Here is a 15,954-nt window from a genome sequence, read left to right on the forward strand (position 1 = left end):
TGGCAACGATTGGGAGCGCTGTGGCCTTGATTAATCCGGGCTGCGAAACCCGATCGCTGATTCGTCAGCGACCGAACCACAATAGAACCCGCACCTAAGGCGCACAAGCCGGCGGATTCTGGCGTAGCTGTAGGCAACGGCGCAAGGATATGTAGCCTGGGAGAGTGTCTGGAGATGTCTTTTTAAACGATGGTGTTTACCTAGACCTTACTGCGGAAAATCTCCCCTATATAGAGCCATCCACTCATCGGACCAGCTGACTTGCGTTTTCGGACTATATTTCACACCCGATGGCTGCTTTCGGCCAAATTCGGTCGTTCAACATCTACGAAACAGAGGCCGCTCAATCCTGGTGTCTAACCGTCATCTACCACTATTTTTTCACGACGTCCTAAACAACAGCTTGTGATTGATGGCTTTTTGTTATCATCTGCACAACAAAACGGTCTCGAAAGGTAGCGCGATGCAAACCATCAATATTGTCGTATTTATTTTTCTGAGCTTGAAGCCAACAAAAGTGTAAGCAAAGTGGACAAAACTGTAGAGAGGCTCTGACTGCGCTCTGCAGCTAAAGTGTTTTATATTCATGCCCTTGGTATCTAGGCTTGAAATGCAAGTATTGCACTCAAAAATTAGAGAGACTAGCCTAGCATTCGTTATGCTGCTGAAGATAACTTTAAGGTGGAATTTTATGGGGCGCTTAATATGAAATTTTATTCAGAAAACCCACCTCTATTTGCAGGTGAGCCATATTGCCTACTGACTCCAGACTCTTGGAACGATTGGTTTAAATGGCAGACGATGTTTAAAGTGACAATAGTATTGAGCGCCTATGAGACTGTGAGTTTAGGCTATGTAAAAATAGCTAAGAGGGGAATGACTGAACAAGACGGCACCACGAAATTGCCACCCTCTTTCGAAACGTTGAGCTCAGAATATTTCTCTATCGGACAAGATGAGAACTATTACGAAACTCTGATCTCGCTTGGAGATAAAATTCGAATTAGCTATTTGAGCGCAATTCGTGACTTTGCGTTCGACACAAACATATACACTCAGAATGAAAAAGAGTTGGTTTTGAACGACTCATTACTAAGAGACATTCTTCTTGACAGAGTTAGGGATCGATTTAGACTGTTAGCTCATGCACAAATATTGCTAACGCCATATAGCTTCGAATATGAATTCCCGAAAGATCCGCAAGCGATAACGCCTGCACCTCTTCTTAAATTCCAGGTTGTACCAGGATCTCTTCCGTCTACCAATACCCATGTGATTATTGGGCGAAATGGGGTTGGAAAAAGTAGATGTTTCGATTTACTTGCACGTTCCTTTCTCGGCATGCCCGCTGAGGATGGATCGGGAACAGTTGGAGTTCTTCGAAGCAGTTCACTTCCAAGCATTCCATTTGTTAATAGCGCTCGACAATTGGGATTCGCGGGCCTGGTCGCCGTTTCCTTCAGTGCTTTTGATTCGAAGGGCCCACTTGGCGGAGTATCGTTGGGGGATGTCCGCTACAGCTATATAGGATTAATCACCCGAGAAGCTTTGCCTCTATCACCAACAGGGGCCCCTCCATTAGCCGAACCTCGCGTCAAAGGATCATCTGAACTCGCAGGAGAGTTTGCAAAAAGCGTTCTAATTTGTTTGGAGGGTGTTCGTCGAGAACGATGGAAGAATGCACTCCATACTTTGGAGTCAGACCCGCTATTTGCTGAAATCAACGTTTCTGATCTTTCAGAGACTGCCCCGGCAGACGTAGAGGATCAAGCTATTCGAATGTTCAAAAAATTAAGCTCAGGTCACGCTATTGTTATACTAGCCATAACTCGACTTGTAGAGCTGGTTGAGGAAAAGTCATTAGTATTGATTGATGAACCAGAATGTCATTTACATCCGCCCTTGTTATCTGCTTTCGTGCGAGCTCTTTCTGATTTATTAGTGAATCGAAACGGGGTAGCGATCATCGCGACGCATTCACCAGTGGTTCTACAGGAGGTTCCGACTTCATGTGTGTGGAAACTTTCCCGCTCAGGCCATGAAGTCACTGCCGAGCGACCACAAATAAATACGTTTGGTGAAAATGTAGGAACGCTGACTCGAGAAGTATTTAGTTTAGAGCTAACTCAAACTGGCTATCACAAACTTATTGCGGAAATGGCGATTGGGCACACTTATGAACAGATCGTCTATGAGTTTGGTGATGAACTTGGTGCAGAAGGCCGGGCGCTAGCAAGAGCACTCAGTTTAATACCACCTTCGGACGTATAATCATGAAAACCTTGCCGAAGCCTTTTTTTACTTTTTCTCAGGTCATGAGTGCCTGTATAGATGGTACTGACGATGACGGATTGGCGGACAGACTCCGAGGCATTGAAGCGTCCTTGGCAGCTACGGCTGCTACATACGATGCAAGAGGTGCCGCCCAAAGCCTGTATTTATTTCAACAAGTGCTGTCGGTAGGTTCCGTAACGAAGGCGGAGCTTGATTCGCTGTATGCCACACATCTAAGCGCCACTCGTGGTAATGCGAGAAGATATTACAATCTATTACGCAGCGCGTCATCCACATGCCCTTTGTGCAGCATTGGCACAGTGACCGTGCTAGACCATCATCTACCTAAATCTAAATATCCTGACTTGGCGGTTCTTCCGAATAACCTGGTACCTGCATGTGACTTTTGCAACAATGCTAAAAAGGCCAAGTTCCCTAGTTCTGCCGAAGAGCAAACATTTCATCCTTATTATGACGACTTCACACGAGAACAATGGATCTCCGCTACGCTAAATACCCAAGGTATTCCTGCACTACAATTTCACCCATCTCCTCCTGCGCATTGGGACGACATTCTCAAGCGAAGAGTTGCGCGGCATTTTAGCGTTGTAAACTTAGGACACAGTTACACTACAAATGCAGCCCACGACTTGACGCTTACACGGGACTACTTAGTTGGACTGCATACTGCCCACGGTTTCCCCGCCGTTAGAAGTTTTTTGCAGGAAGAGGCTCAACGGTATAGCGTTAGGGTTAATAGCTGGCAGTATGTAACCTACAAAACTCTTTCGCTTGACGAATGGTTCATCAATGGAGGCTTTTACAATATTCCCTGTTAGCATTGACGTATTCTATTTCTATTATCTAGAACCGCCAGAGCCTGTATAGCCACAGGATGCTGGCGGGGTCCAACTGTCGTGAGCCAGAGATTGACTAAATGGTGAGCCGAAGACAGGCTTCGCCGAACCGGTTAGTTACTTTACTAAAACTAATGAGCAAAACTCGTAAACCGGCGAAGTTTACAGTGTGCGCAAGATTCTATGTAACCCTAACGATGAACGAAATTGCGCTCTCCCTGATTATGATTCCCCTTGTCGAGGAAAGATTTAATCCAAAGCAGCGGCTCGCAATTGTCCGTTTCTGGCCGGAATCCGCCCCTCAAGTATGACCGCTGACGGCCAGAAACTGCCCTTCGCGACCGGCAGCAATCGACCAATAGCGGACACTCGCCATCTAAAAATCTAGGGCTATTCACTACAAATGAAATTTAAGAAAATACGCGACTTTTCTTGATGTAATTTTCGATAATAATCACAAGCTCTTTATTTCTAGCCAACTCATGCCGACGCCCCATCCGCTGTAGAAAAATCTGTATGGCGAAAACAGCGAGGAATGCAAACGGAGCGTAGAAAATATTTGTGATGTAGTTTGCAAGCAGAAGAAAGAGAGACCTCATAAAAACGAAAGTAGCGGTAAGCGTCGTCGAGTTATCAACTTGAGATGACAGTCTCTCGTTGTGAATTTTTAAAAAGTGAACAATCTCCTCCCACTGGGGTAAGCTGATTTTTTTTATTTCTCAATTTTGGAATAGCATCAAGTTCAAGCTCGAATGCCCTGTAAAACTCCATCTCCTCATCAAAGTACTCCTCATCTCTTGGGTAGTCTGACACTTTCATAAAATCAAGCCATTTTGGGCTTTTCGGCAAGGTTTCTGCAATAAAATCTTCGCGTTTTGTGCCATATCGCGTGATAATGTCTTCAAATACAGTTTTCATTAGCACTTGTATCTCATGATTAAAAAGCTAAAATGGGACGCCCATTAGTCACTATCTCTGGCCAAATACCGCCCATCGTGACAGGCAGAGCGAAAAATGGGAGCGGATTAATTTTCTGAGAAATGAATCAGTTCCCTTTTTGTGGCTTCTTCAGTTAATTGTTTGGCATACCCACTACGGAGCAAGCTCAAACACAGCAGCCTCAATTGCTCGAACGTGACCTATTGAATAGGTCGGGACGCCATTAGTTGCCAGACGAGCAGAATAGGCAGAGCAAAACTCAATATAGAATTCATGGAATCCAGTCTCCCTCCGAATGCTATGTACTTCCCCAACATAATCCATATACTGAGACACGCTGGTTATATCCGAGTCAGGTTTTTTACGAAACACTTCAATATTGCTGTCCCAGATTGGAAATACGTCAGGGTTTGCAAAATGCAAAAGTTTTGAGGCCCCCACAACCGAGTGCAAGCAGTCTGAGATCCTCTTGACTGGAATAGACTTATAGCTCGCGTCGGTAACCCACAATGCTGCGCCAAGGGTATCCACCGCAGCAGAGGTATATAATGGATCTATTCGCACAACTCTTGGCATCCAGCCATATACTAGCGTGGCAAGCTGGTGAAACTTCACATCATTCGTGACTCCCCTCGCCGCACCAATCGATATCATTCCGGGATATGTCGCTAAGTATGTGCGCTCCCGCAGATCCGTTACCGCAAGACTTGCGATAACGGATCCAATTGCTGGTTGAATGTCTACAAGCTTCATATGCCCTTCCTTTAGCATCTGTCCTCCAGCTACGCAGAGAATTTTGCTGAGCTAACCGTTAGGCTCTGTCAATAAATCTAACATGGTTATCACCCATATTTATTAAAAAAGCCTTGGGAATAAATAGCTGGCTTAAAGGCATGAGTCGATGGACTTCTTTTCTGTAGTAAAGAGTGAGTAGAACTAACAATCCGCCCATGGCGTCTAGCAAGTTCTCTAGAGTGGCTTGATGGAAATGGCTTTCGCGGTGATGTTTTACTTTGTTTGTGGCTGACCACCACTTTGGCGGTGTTCTGGCTGCAACCCACTCAGACCAAGGGTATAGCTCTATTCCATGCCTAGGAATGCTTGCAAGCGCTTTCGGTATTGTTGGGAAGGACGCCGATATTTCTTGTTGATATTTCCCAATAGTATCAGCCTTAGAGGCTGGATTAAGGTTTTTGCATAGTAGCCTTGCTACTACATCAACCTCAGCTGATACACTCATCAAGAGTCGGGCTATCTCGATTGAATAGCAATCAAGGTTTCTTTGAGAAAACTCCACCCACCGTGAAAGTCTTATCACATCGTCTTCTAAACAGAGAAAATAGTTCCAATGAGGAAAAATGAATGGTTCTTTGACTATCACGGAGCCTCCTGCAAGAACAAAGCCGGGATCAGGAATAAATGGGGACGGATTTATTTTCCGCAAAAACAAATCCGTCTCCATTTTTTGCATTTTTTATTGAATACTCAAGCAAAGTACTCGCTCTACATGGGGTTCGCAACAGAAGTGGCGAGCACAGGTAATCGTCATTAAAAAAAGAGGGCTGATTTATTTTCAAAATGCAAATTATTTTCCTTTGACGATGATTGTCTACTCAGAAGTTTCTCAAGGAGCATTTGCTTTCTCGAACCTTGCAAGTTATTGAGTGCTTTTCCAGAAACATCTCCAGCCCTTTTCGTGCAAGCGACATATTAATGTTTGGGCCGATTGTAATCTCTTTTATCGATGAGTGCTCGATAGGATATTCAAAGTATGGAATTATTATTCCAGCTCTTGTTCGAAAGCTTGCTTCATGAGTCTTTTCCATTCTTGAATGAATGACTAGTCTAGTTTCCTGCTCATCGTAAAACTCTTTAGGTTTTACAGCGCAGCAATGAAAAAATAGTTCATTAGCCAGACTTAAAAAGACCTGTTCCAAATTAGCCAGCGCAACTTCGGTAGAACTGAATATTTTATTCAACACGAGAATTTCATTGATTCTTTCTTCGTGATAGTCCACCTCTTCAAGTCGACACACTACTTTTTTCTCATATTCTAACATTCCGTCTGCGAGTACTTTGTTTGAGTCAAGCTCTATCGAATAACCTGCGTTTTTCGGGCAGTAAGACATCCATTGCCGTAAGTTGTCTCTAGCTTTTGAAAATGAAATAATATAAATATTTCTTTTTATTAGATTTTTTTCAACGAACTCTGGGATTTGGCCGTAGAACTCTCTAATTGCATTTTGGATTTTTTTATCGGTAGTTTCAATGGTGCTTATATGATCGCACCTTCTTCGGATAAGATCGATTCCAGCAAACATTTCTCGAGAATCGTTTAAAAATCCTATGTCGGTAGCCCATAGCGCTTGCCTCTGTATGATGCCGGTTAGGCCATTAACATCTGTGTAGTGGTGGAGTTCCATTTAGTGGCCTTTTGGCTAACACGCGTAACGATTAATAGATGGGGCGCATTGCCATCATGCATGGCTGTGTTTTCTACAGCAAGATTGAAATGACATAGTAATAAGTCGCCGGCCTTTTATTGACAGCCTCGGCTGGTCGCTATTGGCCGATAGCTGACATTCTCGACTACCTGCATCAGGCCGGAAGCGACAAGAAGCACTCGCTTGCGTCTCGGATCCCTGCGTTTGGAGGCCTTGAACCGGCATTCAACACGGCAAAAGTAACGACTCCGATCCTACAAATTACGGCCTCATAAGGCTCGGCAAAACCACCCCCTCCCCCAACCTCTCCACCCCCAGCCTCACCCTCTCCCCCCCCTGCTCAATCACCACCCCATCCCCCTCCACCGCCACCAACTTCACCCCAGGCCCCACCCTCTCCCCCTGCAAAAAGCTCCTCGGTGGCCCATCGTTCAAACTCAAAATCGCCACCGCCCCGCGACTCCCCGCCATCACCCCGCTCACCTTGATGTCCACCGGCGCCGTTTGGTTGGAAAACCACTGCAACGCCGGGCTGTCACTGCGCGCGGCGAGCATTTGTGGGGGCGCTGGTGGGGTGTGGGATTCGGCGGAGGTCAGGAGTAGCGACGACCAGGTCGCGACACCGACCAGGGCGGCGAGCAGTGCGAGGGCCTGGACGGTTTGCGGGGGGGAAATGCGGGTGGTGAGCATCATGGGCTGAATCTCCTTTTAGTCCCTGCTGACAGGCTACGCGGCAATTCTCACGGTTTTATTTCACACGCCTTACATGTTGGCCGTGCAGGATGTTTTTTTGGGACGGGGCAGGACGCAACGGAGTGCGCAACCGATGAATGTGGGCAAGCAACAGGGTTTTACGCTGATCGAGTTGATGGTGGTGCTGGTGATCATCGGGATCGCCAGTGCGGCGATCAGCCTGAGTATCAAGCCGGATCCGCTGCAGTTGCTGCGCAAGGACGCCGAGCGTGTGGCGCAGTTGCTGCAGGTGGCGCAGGCCGAAGCGCGGGCGGATGGCCGGCCGATTGTTTGGGTGAGTGATGGCAAGGGCTTTCGCTTCAGTCGGCGCAGTGACAGTGGTCGGGGGTTTGAGCATTTCAAGGATGATCCGCAGTTGCGGCCGCGCACCTGGCAGAGTCCGAAGCTGGAGGTGCGGGTGGAGCCGAAGCAGAAGGTGGTGCTCAACGCCGAGTGGATCAATCCGCCGCTGCAATTGACCTTGTCTGATGGGCTGAATCGGCTGAGTGTGCTGCGTGATGCTAGTGGAAGGATCAGTGTGCAATGAACGATCAACGGGGCTTTACCCTGATCGAGGTGATGGTCGCGATTCTGCTGATGGCGGTGGTCAGTTTGATTGCCTGGCGCGGGCTGGACAGTGTGACGCGGGCGGACAGTCATTTGCAGGCGAGCAGTGAGCAGAGCGACGGTTTGTTGCGGGCGTTGAATCAGTTGCAGCGTGATGTGGAGATGCGTGCGGGTGTGGAGTTGACTGAGCCGAAGAAGGTTGGCGTGGATGATGAACCGCCGAGTGCGCCGCCTGCGCTGACGGTGCGGAGCAGTGATAGCAAGGGGTTTCGGCTGGATATTATTCGTAGTGCGGCGGATCAGGCTGGGGCTTTGCAGCGGGTGCGTTGGTGGGTCAAGGGGGATACGTTGTATCGGGCGGTGGCTGAGGCGCGCAGTCGCTATCCGTTGCCGGCGCCGGGGGTTGGGGTGGCGGTGTTGGATGGGGTGAGTGATGTGCAGGTGCGAGTTTGGGAGGTGGATAAGGGGTGGCGGCAGTTGAGTGGTAATCGGCGGGAGGATCCGTTGGGGTTGGAGGTTCGGTTGACGCGGGAGACAGCGCAGGGGGTGGAGCGGTATCGGCAGGTGATGGGGCCGCTGCAATAATCTGAATCACTGCAAAAACCTGTGGGAGCGGGCTTGCTCGCGAATGCAGTGGGTCAGTTGATGATGATTTGGCTGAATGGACGCCTTCGCGAGCAAGCCCGCTCCCACAGTTGGATTGGGTTTGGTCAGTTGGGGAATGGTTGGCTTGTGAGCTGTCATCGCTGGTAGGTCAGCTCCCACAAGCCGGTAGATATTGGTCGGCTGTCGGGCCGTCATCGCGAGCGGGCTCACTCCTACAAGTGGATGGTATGCAGTCTGAGAGAGATGAGTTGGCTGGAAGGTCGTCTTCGCGAGCAGGCTCGCTCCCACAGGGGGTGGTGGGGTTGGTGGGATTTGGGTTAGCTGAGGACGACGACGCCGCCGGGTAGTTCGGTGCATTTGACGCCGTAGGCGTCGCGGATCAGTAGCGCGACGCCGGCGAGTTGGTCGAGGTTGAAGCGGGCCTGGACGCGGCGTTGGCCGAGGTCGCGGTTGAGCAGCAGCAACATGCCTGGGCGGTAGCGGTTGATCTCGTCGATCATCTGGCTGAGGGTTGCGCCGTTGAACACCAGCACTTGTTGGCGCCAGTTCATCACTGCGGCGGTGTCGACGCTTTGCACTGCGCCCACTTGCTGCGCGTCGTAGCTCAGTTGCTCACCCGGCTGCAAGCGCAGGCTGCGGCCATCGACATTGACGTCCACCGAACCATCGAGGCACGTCACGCACACTTGCTGATCCGTGTTGCGCAAGTTGAACCGCGCCTGACTCGCCCGCAACCACCCTCCTCCGGCCTGCATCGCCAATGGCAACCGCGCGGTCTGCACTTCAACCTCACCGCTGACCAGCTCAAAACCTTGCACACCATCATCGCCAGAGCGCTGGTTGATACGGGTCTGGGTGTTGAGCTCCAGGCTTACGCCATCGGCCGGTTCGAAACGCTTCTGCTGGCCGACCTCGGTGATGTAATCGGCGCCGAGTCCTTCGAAGCCACCGGGGACCGTCCCGCGCACCAGCAGGAACGCCGCCGATGCAGCGATGGCGCCACCGAGAAACGCGCGCCGGCCGAAGCGCCGAGGCGACTGCAGCATTTCAGCGGCAGGTTGCAGGTTGTGCCACAACACCTTGGCCTGCTCGAAAGCCTGGGCATGTTCGGCGCTCTGCGCGCACCACTGGCGTAACGCGCGGGCGTCGGCCACGGTGGCGCGGCCGGAGGTCAGCAGGACCAACCAGTCGTGGGCTTCGCTGTGCAGATTGTCGGCCGCCGATGGCTTGGCAGGTGTCAGTCGAAAGATGTTCAAACGCGCAGGTTCTCAACGAATTGATCGGGCACTATTCAGAAGACGGTTTTCCGGCCCCGCGACCGAACCGCTGAAACACTTTTCTTTCCAGTTTCGCGGCGCAGAAGCCCAATGCAGCTTTGATTTCCTTCTCGACCATGCGTGTGGAGATGCCGAAACGCTGGGAGATTTCCAGGTGCGGCGCCTCTTCCAGTCGCGCCGCGATGAAGATTCGGCGACGCCGCGCGGGCAGCTCGTAGAGGGCGCTGAGCAGCGACTGGATTTCCTTTTGCCCACCGACCACCCGCGCCGGATCCAAAGCCTCGTCGCCGACTTGCAGCAGCTCTTCGACTTCCTCGCCGGTGAGCAGGCGCGCATCGGCCTGACGGCGGTCGGCGGCGATGTTCAGGGCCATGCGATAGAGGTAGGCGTTGGGCCGCAGCAGGTTCGGCGGCGTTTCCATGCGGTCGACCCGCAGGTAGGTTTCGTGCAGCACGTCGTTGGCCAGGTCTTCCGAGCCGAGACGGCGGCGCAAGCGCACCCGAAAGTCCTCGTAGGACGTCAGGAACAGCTGGACCATCGAACCTTGTCCGGTGTCTTTCATCCCCCGGAAACTCCTTCCCATTTGGTGCATTCCATGCGTTTCCCTGACGACTCCGGTAACAACAGCAACGTGACCGGCTGACGCAACGCGCTGGGCGTCGGCCGGTCGATCCTGAGATTGCGAAAGCTCTCTACCAGCGCGGTATCGCGCCGTACATCTCCGGTGGTGGTGACCAACCGGTTGTGCTGCACCACGCCGTCGCGCCCGACCCAGACCTGCAACACCGCGCGATAACTGCCCGGACGAGTCAGTGGCGAACGGCACAGGTTGCGCTCGATCGCCGCTTGCACGGCGGTGGCGTAGCTGCGACTGACAGCGGCACTGGCCGGGGTGGTTTTATCCAGCGCCGATGGCACGTCCTCGACCTGCGCCACTTGCAAGGTGAACGCGTCGTCGCGGGCATAACGCGCCATCAGGCCACTGCCGCCGAGCAAACGGCGCAAGGCGTCGGCAGCGGTGTATTCGCCATCGACTGCCAACGAGCGCCGGCCACGACTCAACTGACTGTCGACCAGCACTGCAATGCCCGTGGCATGGCTGTACTGATCCAGCGCCCGGGCCAGGTCTTGCGCCGGGATGTGCAGTGTCATGCGCAAGTCGGCGGGCGCGGGTTCGGCTGTCGCCGCACCGCTGAACCAGCCAAGCAGCAGCCCCAGACTCACCCGGCGCACGAGAGTCGCTGAACGCTGAAGACCGTCCCTGGAACTGCCTCGCTGCACGGCTGACGTACCCCTGAAAACCGTCATCCTGATGGCTGTTTATGAATCTGGTGTGACGGGCGGTGCAAAAAAACCATCACGGGATTCGCGCGAGGCTTGCACTAGACTGCAATCAGAGAACGGCCGCTTCGGGCCGGCCAGGAGGCTTGCATGAAATCACTGTGGAAATTCGCCCTCGGCGGGCTGCTGCTGAGCGCCTTCGTCAGCGCCCACGCCGAACAGCCGCTGGGCTGTGTGGAGGTGACGGTGGGCGGCTACAAGGCGCCGAATTACGACTGCCTGAGCCAGCAGATGGGCAACAATCCGGAAGGGGCTGCCGCCGCGGAAAAGAATCAGGAAGCGCTGAATGTGCCGGTGAACAAGCGGCCACCGAATCAGGTTGGGCTGGCGACGCCGGCGGCGACAGGCACACGCATGGGCAACACTTTCGGCACTTCAGTCAAACCGCAGCGCCCACCCGCCAATAACGGAACTTCCCCATTAACCAATAAATGAATCAAACACCTAAGGCTAAGAAACTCACACACCTATACGAAGGGGAAACACACCTGTGGCGAGGGGATTTATCCCCGATCGGCTGCGCAGCAGTCGTCAATCCCGCTGACTCGGTTTATCTGACGGACCCGCGTCGGATTGTTATGGGCCTGCTGCGCAGGCCATCGGGGATAAATCCCCTCACCACAAGGAATACCTCAATCACTAGAAATACCCCAATCACAGGGTATGCACGTCAGTCGCTTGGGGTTTGGCGGAAGCTTACTGCAAGGCGATTCCAGCTGTTGATGGTGGTGACGGCCATGGTCAGATCCACCAGTTCAGCCTCACTGAATTGCGCTTTGGCCAACTGGTAGACATCATCCGGCACATGACTCTCGGCCAACAGCGTCACCGCCTCGGCCCAGGCCAACGCAGCGCGCTCGCGGGGATTGAAAAAGCCGCTGTCGCGCCACACCGCGATCGCATACAAACGCCGATCACTCTCCCCGGCCCGCCGCGCGTCCACCGAATGCATGTCGGTACAGAACGCGCAGCCGTTGAGCTGCGAGGCGCGGATCCTGATCAGTTGCAACAGCGGCGCCTCGATGCTCAGGTCGCTGGTCAGCGCCTCCATGGCGATCATCGCTTTCATCGCCTTGGGCGATGCGTTGTAGTAGTCCAGACGCGGGGACATGGCAGCTCTCGGGGAAGCGGAGTGATGAGTTCACGGTAAGCGCAGAACTGCCAGCGTTACAGCCCCAATTCCACGGAATATTGCTACACCACTGCCCAACAGATACACATAGAACCTGTGGGAGCGGGCTTGCTCGCGAAGGCGGTGTGTCAGTCAATACTTTAGTGCCTGACACGACGCCTTCGCGAGCAAGCCCGCTCCCACAGTAGGACGGTGACCAATTTCGGTTTTTTGTGCTGCGCAACTACTGCCAATCACCCAACAGCGTTAATCTGGCCGACACTTCAATCGCCCTCCGGAGCCGCGTCGGTATGGAACTTCACGTCGTGATCAATGGCCGCAAGGACCTGGCCGGCCAGTTGTACAAGCAACTGCGCGGCGCCATCGAGTCCGGGCGCCTGGCCGCCGGCACGCAGTTGCCGCCCAGCCGTCTGCTGGCCGAGCAACTGGGGATCTCGCGCAAGACCATTTCCGACACCTACGCGCAGCTGACTTACGAAAATTTCCTCACCGGGGTGATCGGTAAAGGCACCTACGTCAACGCCCGCCCGGCGCAGATCCAGCGCAAGCAAAGCCACACCGAACTGGCCAGCGCCGAGGTGATCGAGCGCTGGCGCAATCTGCCGGTGTTTTTGCGCCACCCGTCGCTGGAAGGTTCGTTGCGCTATGACTTCATCGGCGGCGCCACCAGCAAGGGCCAGTTCCCGCATGACGACTGGCGCCGCTGCGTGTCGCACGCGATGCGCCAGATGGCCGGGTCCAAAGGCTTCTACAGCGTACCCGAGGGTCTGCCGGCGCTGCGCAATGCGATTGCCCGGCACATCGCGTTCTCGCGCGGGATCAACTGTCAGGACGAAGACATCGTGGTGTGCAACGGCGCGCAACAGGCGCTGGACCTGATCACCCGCGTGCTGATCAGCCCCGGCAGTCGGGTGGCGATGGAAGATCCGGGGTATCCGCCCGCGCGGTTGCTGTTCGGCACCCACGGCGCCGAAGTGGTCGGAATCCCGGTGGATGCCGAAGGGATTGTGGTCGAGCAGATTCCCGAGGGCACGCGGATGATTTATGTCACGCCGTCGCACCAGTTCCCGCTGGGCATGCCGATGAGCCAGGCGCGCCGCGAAGCCTTGCTCGCCCGCGCTTATGAGCTGGGCGCGATCATCGTCGAGGACGACTACGACAGCGAATTCCGCTACGAAGGGCGGCCTACGGACTCACTGTTCAGCCTCGATCAGCGCGGCATCGTTGCCTACGTCGGCACCTTCTCCAAGACCTTGCTGCCGGAGCTGCGTCTGGGTTACGCGATCCTGCCGCCGGCGATTCTCGAAGCGGTGATCCGCGCCAAACAGCTCACCGACCTGCACGCCTCGACCCTGCCGCAATGGGCGTTGGCCAAGTTCATTGCCGAAGGTTGCCTGCTCAAGCACATCCGCCGTTGCCACGGGATTTACGCCCAGCGCCGCGAGCGAATTCTGGCGCGCATGGCCACCGATCTGGCGCCGTGGCTGGAGGCGATTCCGCCCAGTGCCGGGTTCCACATGGCGGTGCTGTGCAAGGTGCCGATCGACCTGGCGCTGGTGATCGAACTGGCGAAAAAAGTCGAGGTCGGGCTGTATTCCATCGACATTTTTCATTATCAACAGCCGGTGAAGAGCGGCCTGTACTTCGGCTTCGGCGCTATTGAAACCCTCGATATCGACACCGCTCTGGATCGCCTGCGCGACATTCTGCAACAAGTGGCGTGAATGATTGGTCTGGGCGATTAACCGCCGATTGGTTATTGGTGATCACGGGGTGCAGGCCTATTCTGCACTGGCGTTATCCCTCAATGAGCAGGATTCGTCCGGCCTGATTCAGGAGTGTGAGCAATGTCCAACGAAGTGATCAACACCGTGCAGGTGCGCGCCGCCGCCGGCCGTTCTGAAGAGCTCGGCCGGCAGTTGCAGAAGATCGTCGACACTTTGCGCCAGACACCGGGCTGCGACGCCTATATGGTCGACCGCTGCCCCGAGGACAGCCAACGCTGGGCGGTGAGTGCGCGCTGGCAGTCGGAAGCGGCGATGCAAGCGCACTTCAACCGGCCTGAGGCACAGGGGTTTATTGACCTGATCGATAGCCGCTTGGCCAATAGTGTGGATTTCAATAGCTTCCCAATCGTCTGATCTGCCCCCTTCGCGAGCAAGCTCGCTCCCACATTTGGAATGCGTTCAACTGTGGGAGCGGGCTTGCTCGCGAAGGCGTATTCAGCCGCACCGCCGAACGACTGATTGGTCACCCGATCTTCCCGAATATTGGCCGTTTGCTTGACCCACTCCGCAGACTACTGTGGTCACCACCCCCTCCTCCCACAGGTGATCCACCATGAAAGCCCTGCACCTCTTCACCGCCGTTATCGCCCTGTCCATGTCTGCCGCCGCCCTGGCTCACGACCCATCCGAGAAAGTCACCGTCCTGCAAGACCAGATGCTGAAAAACGCCCCCGGCAAGAAAGCCATGATGATCGAAGTCGACTACAAACCCGGCCAGTCCTCGATCGCCCACAAACACGACGGCACCGCCATGGCCTACGTGCTCGAAGGCGAAGTGATTTCCCAGGTCAAGGGCGAACAGGCGATCACCTACAAGAAAGGCCAGTTCTGGTACGAACCGGCCGGCTCCGAACACCTGGTGTCGAAAAACGCCAGCAACAGCAAACCGGCGAAGTTGCTGGTGTTCATGGTATTGGCCCCGGACGAGCAAGTACTGATCCCCTTGAAAAACTGATGGTTGTTGGCACAGCCATAAATAAAAAGGCGCAAAACACTGTTTTGCGCCTTTTTATTTCCCGAGGCAATTAACCGCTTTGCTTTAAAGCCAATAAAACTAATGCATCGCCACAACTCGAAAAATTGTCAGCTTATTTACAGGTTGGCGGGTTTAGTCTGAATCAACTGTCGTGCGCCCGTCACCCACAGCCGCGACAACGCTGACTTTCCGACTGAAGTTGCTTCACGGGAGACTCATCATGAAACTTGCTTTTGCCAGTACCTTGGCGATATCGGTTTTAGCCTTGTCCGCCTGTTCAGTACCCACCGCGCCGAAAGCGGTGTCGTCCCTCGATACCCTGTTCACCCAACCGGTCGGCCGCAGCAGCGCCGCCCAGGTGCACAGCGGTCCCGGCGTGTCACTGGGCGTGGTCTACAGCCCGAGCACCCAGACCAACCGCGAATACCTGCGTGACTATCAGGCCAACGCCGGCACCGGTTTCGGCCAGAGCCTGCTGGTGCAGCCGATCCACGACGCCTACGTCAACACCTCGAAACCGGACATGGCGGTGGACTGGGTGAAGGCCTCGCTGCAACGGCAGTTCGGCTCGGTCACGGTGTACCCGGACATGCAGAGCCTGCGCGCGGCGCACCCCGATGTGGTGGCGATCGTCGATACCCACAGCCAACTGATCACTTCGCGCAGTTCCGACATCAAAGCCGATGTGAGTGCGGATTTTTATGATGCGAAGTTGAACTACATCGGCACGGCGAAAGGTTCGGAGGCCAAAGAACTGACACCGGTTTGGGCGGACTTCAAACGTTCGGAAGAGATCGTCGCTGATATTAATCAACAGCAGGATGTGCAAGTTCGGGCGCTGCAGAAGTTTGATCAGTCGCTGAGTAATTTGTTGACCAGACCGACAGATAAAGTGTCGATGCTTGATAACAAACAAGCACCTGACTTGTATTGATCCAGAGGGCCTCTTCGCGAGCAAGCTCGCTCCCACAGGGGGAATGCATTTCAAATGTGGGAGCGAGCTTGCTCGCGAAGGGGCCAGA

18 protein-coding genes are annotated in these 15,954 nt (G+C 54.0%); 9 read left to right on the top strand and 9 right to left on the bottom strand.

What is annotated here, in order from left to right; genetic code table 11:
- Window positions 1–705: 705 nt before the first annotated feature.
- Together M0808_RS16450 and M0808_RS16455 are read left to right on the top strand one after the other, a co-directional pair.
- Window positions 706–2,271 carry an AAA family ATPase gene (locus M0808_RS16450; protein WP_247841891.1) on the top strand — a complete coding sequence of 522 codons (1,566 nt, stop codon included), beginning with the start codon at window positions 706–708 and terminating at the stop codon, window positions 2,269–2,271.
- Between the two features lie 2 nt (window positions 2,272–2,273).
- Window positions 2,274–3,113 carry a hypothetical protein gene (locus M0808_RS16455; RefSeq protein ID WP_247841892.1) on the top strand — a complete coding sequence of 280 codons (840 nt, stop codon included), beginning with the start codon at window positions 2,274–2,276 and terminating at the stop codon, window positions 3,111–3,113.
- Window positions 3,114–3,764: 651 nt separating this feature from the next.
- On the opposite strand, the gene M0808_RS16460 is transcribed toward M0808_RS16455, so the two are convergent.
- The 5 genes from M0808_RS16460 to M0808_RS16480 form a co-directional block, all read right to left on the bottom strand.
- Window positions 3,765–4,049 carry a hypothetical protein gene (locus tag M0808_RS16460; RefSeq protein ID WP_247841893.1) on the bottom strand — a complete coding sequence of 95 codons (285 nt, stop codon included), beginning with the start codon at window positions 4,047–4,049 and terminating at the stop codon, window positions 3,765–3,767.
- Between the two features lie 174 nt (window positions 4,050–4,223).
- A complete protein-coding gene (locus tag M0808_RS16465; RefSeq protein WP_247841894.1) occupies window positions 4,224–4,823 on the bottom strand; it encodes a hypothetical protein in 600 nt (199 codons plus the stop codon).
- A 58-nt stretch (window positions 4,824–4,881) separates the two neighbouring features.
- The gene (locus M0808_RS16470; RefSeq protein WP_247841895.1) at window positions 4,882–5,451 is read right to left on the bottom strand and encodes a hypothetical protein; all 570 of its coding nucleotides are present in this window, start codon (window positions 5,449–5,451) and stop codon (window positions 4,882–4,884) included.
- Between the two features lie 232 nt (window positions 5,452–5,683).
- Window positions 5,684–6,493, bottom strand: a complete 810-nt coding sequence (locus tag M0808_RS16475; protein WP_247841896.1) for a DUF2971 domain-containing protein — start codon at window positions 6,491–6,493, stop codon at window positions 5,684–5,686.
- Between the two features lie 282 nt (window positions 6,494–6,775).
- Window positions 6,776–7,207: a type II secretion system protein N gene (locus tag M0808_RS16480; protein ID WP_097087189.1), complete on the bottom strand. Its 432-nt coding sequence runs from the start codon at window positions 7,205–7,207 to the stop codon at window positions 6,776–6,778.
- A 133-nt stretch (window positions 7,208–7,340) separates the two neighbouring features.
- On the opposite strand from M0808_RS16480, the gene gspH reads away from it, so the two are divergent.
- Together gspH and M0808_RS16490 are read left to right on the top strand one after the other, a co-directional pair.
- A complete protein-coding gene (gspH, locus tag M0808_RS16485; RefSeq protein ID WP_027613110.1) occupies window positions 7,341–7,793 on the top strand; it encodes a type II secretion system minor pseudopilin GspH in 453 nt (150 codons plus the stop codon).
- On the top strand, window positions 7,790–8,398 hold the full coding sequence (locus M0808_RS16490) for a prepilin-type N-terminal cleavage/methylation domain-containing protein (RefSeq protein ID WP_247841897.1): 609 nt from the start codon (window positions 7,790–7,792) through the stop codon (window positions 8,396–8,398). Before gspH ends, M0808_RS16490 begins: the two co-directional genes overlap by 4 nt.
- 338 nt (window positions 8,399–8,736) lie before the next feature.
- On the opposite strand, the gene M0808_RS16495 is transcribed toward M0808_RS16490, so the two are convergent.
- From M0808_RS16495 to M0808_RS16505, 3 genes are read right to left on the bottom strand one after another with little or no spacing between them, the layout of a single operon-like run.
- Window positions 8,737–9,675, bottom strand: coding sequence for a DUF4880 domain-containing protein (locus M0808_RS16495; protein WP_247841898.1), 939 nt, complete (start codon window positions 9,673–9,675; stop codon window positions 8,737–8,739).
- A gap of 31 nt (window positions 9,676–9,706) precedes the next feature.
- On the bottom strand, window positions 9,707–10,258 hold the full coding sequence (locus M0808_RS16500; protein ID WP_041062424.1) for an RNA polymerase sigma factor: 552 nt from the start codon (window positions 10,256–10,258) through the stop codon (window positions 9,707–9,709).
- Window positions 10,255–10,920, bottom strand: coding sequence for a secretin and TonB N-terminal domain-containing protein (locus tag M0808_RS16505; RefSeq protein WP_247841899.1), 666 nt, complete (start codon window positions 10,918–10,920; stop codon window positions 10,255–10,257). Before M0808_RS16505 ends, M0808_RS16500 begins: the two co-directional genes overlap by 4 nt.
- A 207-nt stretch (window positions 10,921–11,127) precedes the next feature.
- Between M0808_RS16505 and M0808_RS16510 the strand changes: the two genes are divergently transcribed.
- On the top strand, window positions 11,128–11,472 hold the full coding sequence (locus M0808_RS16510) for a hypothetical protein (protein WP_247841900.1): 345 nt from the start codon (window positions 11,128–11,130) through the stop codon (window positions 11,470–11,472).
- 235 nt (window positions 11,473–11,707) lie between these two features.
- Here the strand turns inward: M0808_RS16510 and M0808_RS16515 are convergent, their stop codons facing one another.
- Entirely contained in the window at window positions 11,708–12,148 is a 441-nt protein-coding gene (locus M0808_RS16515) for a carboxymuconolactone decarboxylase family protein (RefSeq protein WP_027613104.1), read from the bottom strand.
- 311 nt (window positions 12,149–12,459) lie between these two features.
- On the opposite strand from M0808_RS16515, the gene M0808_RS16520 reads away from it, so the two are divergent.
- The 4 genes from M0808_RS16520 to M0808_RS16535 all read left to right on the top strand — a co-directional run bounded on the left by M0808_RS16520 (window position 12,460) and on the right by M0808_RS16535 (window position 15,866).
- Entirely contained in the window at window positions 12,460–13,893 is a 1,434-nt protein-coding gene (locus M0808_RS16520; RefSeq protein ID WP_247841901.1) for a PLP-dependent aminotransferase family protein, read from the top strand.
- Between the two features lie 123 nt (window positions 13,894–14,016).
- Window positions 14,017–14,310, top strand: coding sequence for an antibiotic biosynthesis monooxygenase (locus M0808_RS16525; RefSeq protein ID WP_247841902.1), 294 nt, complete (start codon window positions 14,017–14,019; stop codon window positions 14,308–14,310).
- 199 nt (window positions 14,311–14,509) lie between these two features.
- The gene (locus tag M0808_RS16530; RefSeq protein WP_027613102.1) at window positions 14,510–14,911 is read left to right on the top strand and encodes a cupin domain-containing protein; all 402 of its coding nucleotides are present in this window, start codon (window positions 14,510–14,512) and stop codon (window positions 14,909–14,911) included.
- A gap of 241 nt (window positions 14,912–15,152) precedes the next feature.
- Window positions 15,153–15,866, top strand: coding sequence for an ATPase (locus M0808_RS16535; RefSeq protein ID WP_247841903.1), 714 nt, complete (start codon window positions 15,153–15,155; stop codon window positions 15,864–15,866).
- Window positions 15,867–15,954: the final 88 nt, after the last annotated feature.

The organism is Pseudomonas sp. MWU12-3103b (assembly GCF_023100615.1).
Taxonomy (GTDB): Bacteria; Pseudomonadota; Gammaproteobacteria; order Pseudomonadales; family Pseudomonadaceae; genus Aquipseudomonas; species Aquipseudomonas putida_A.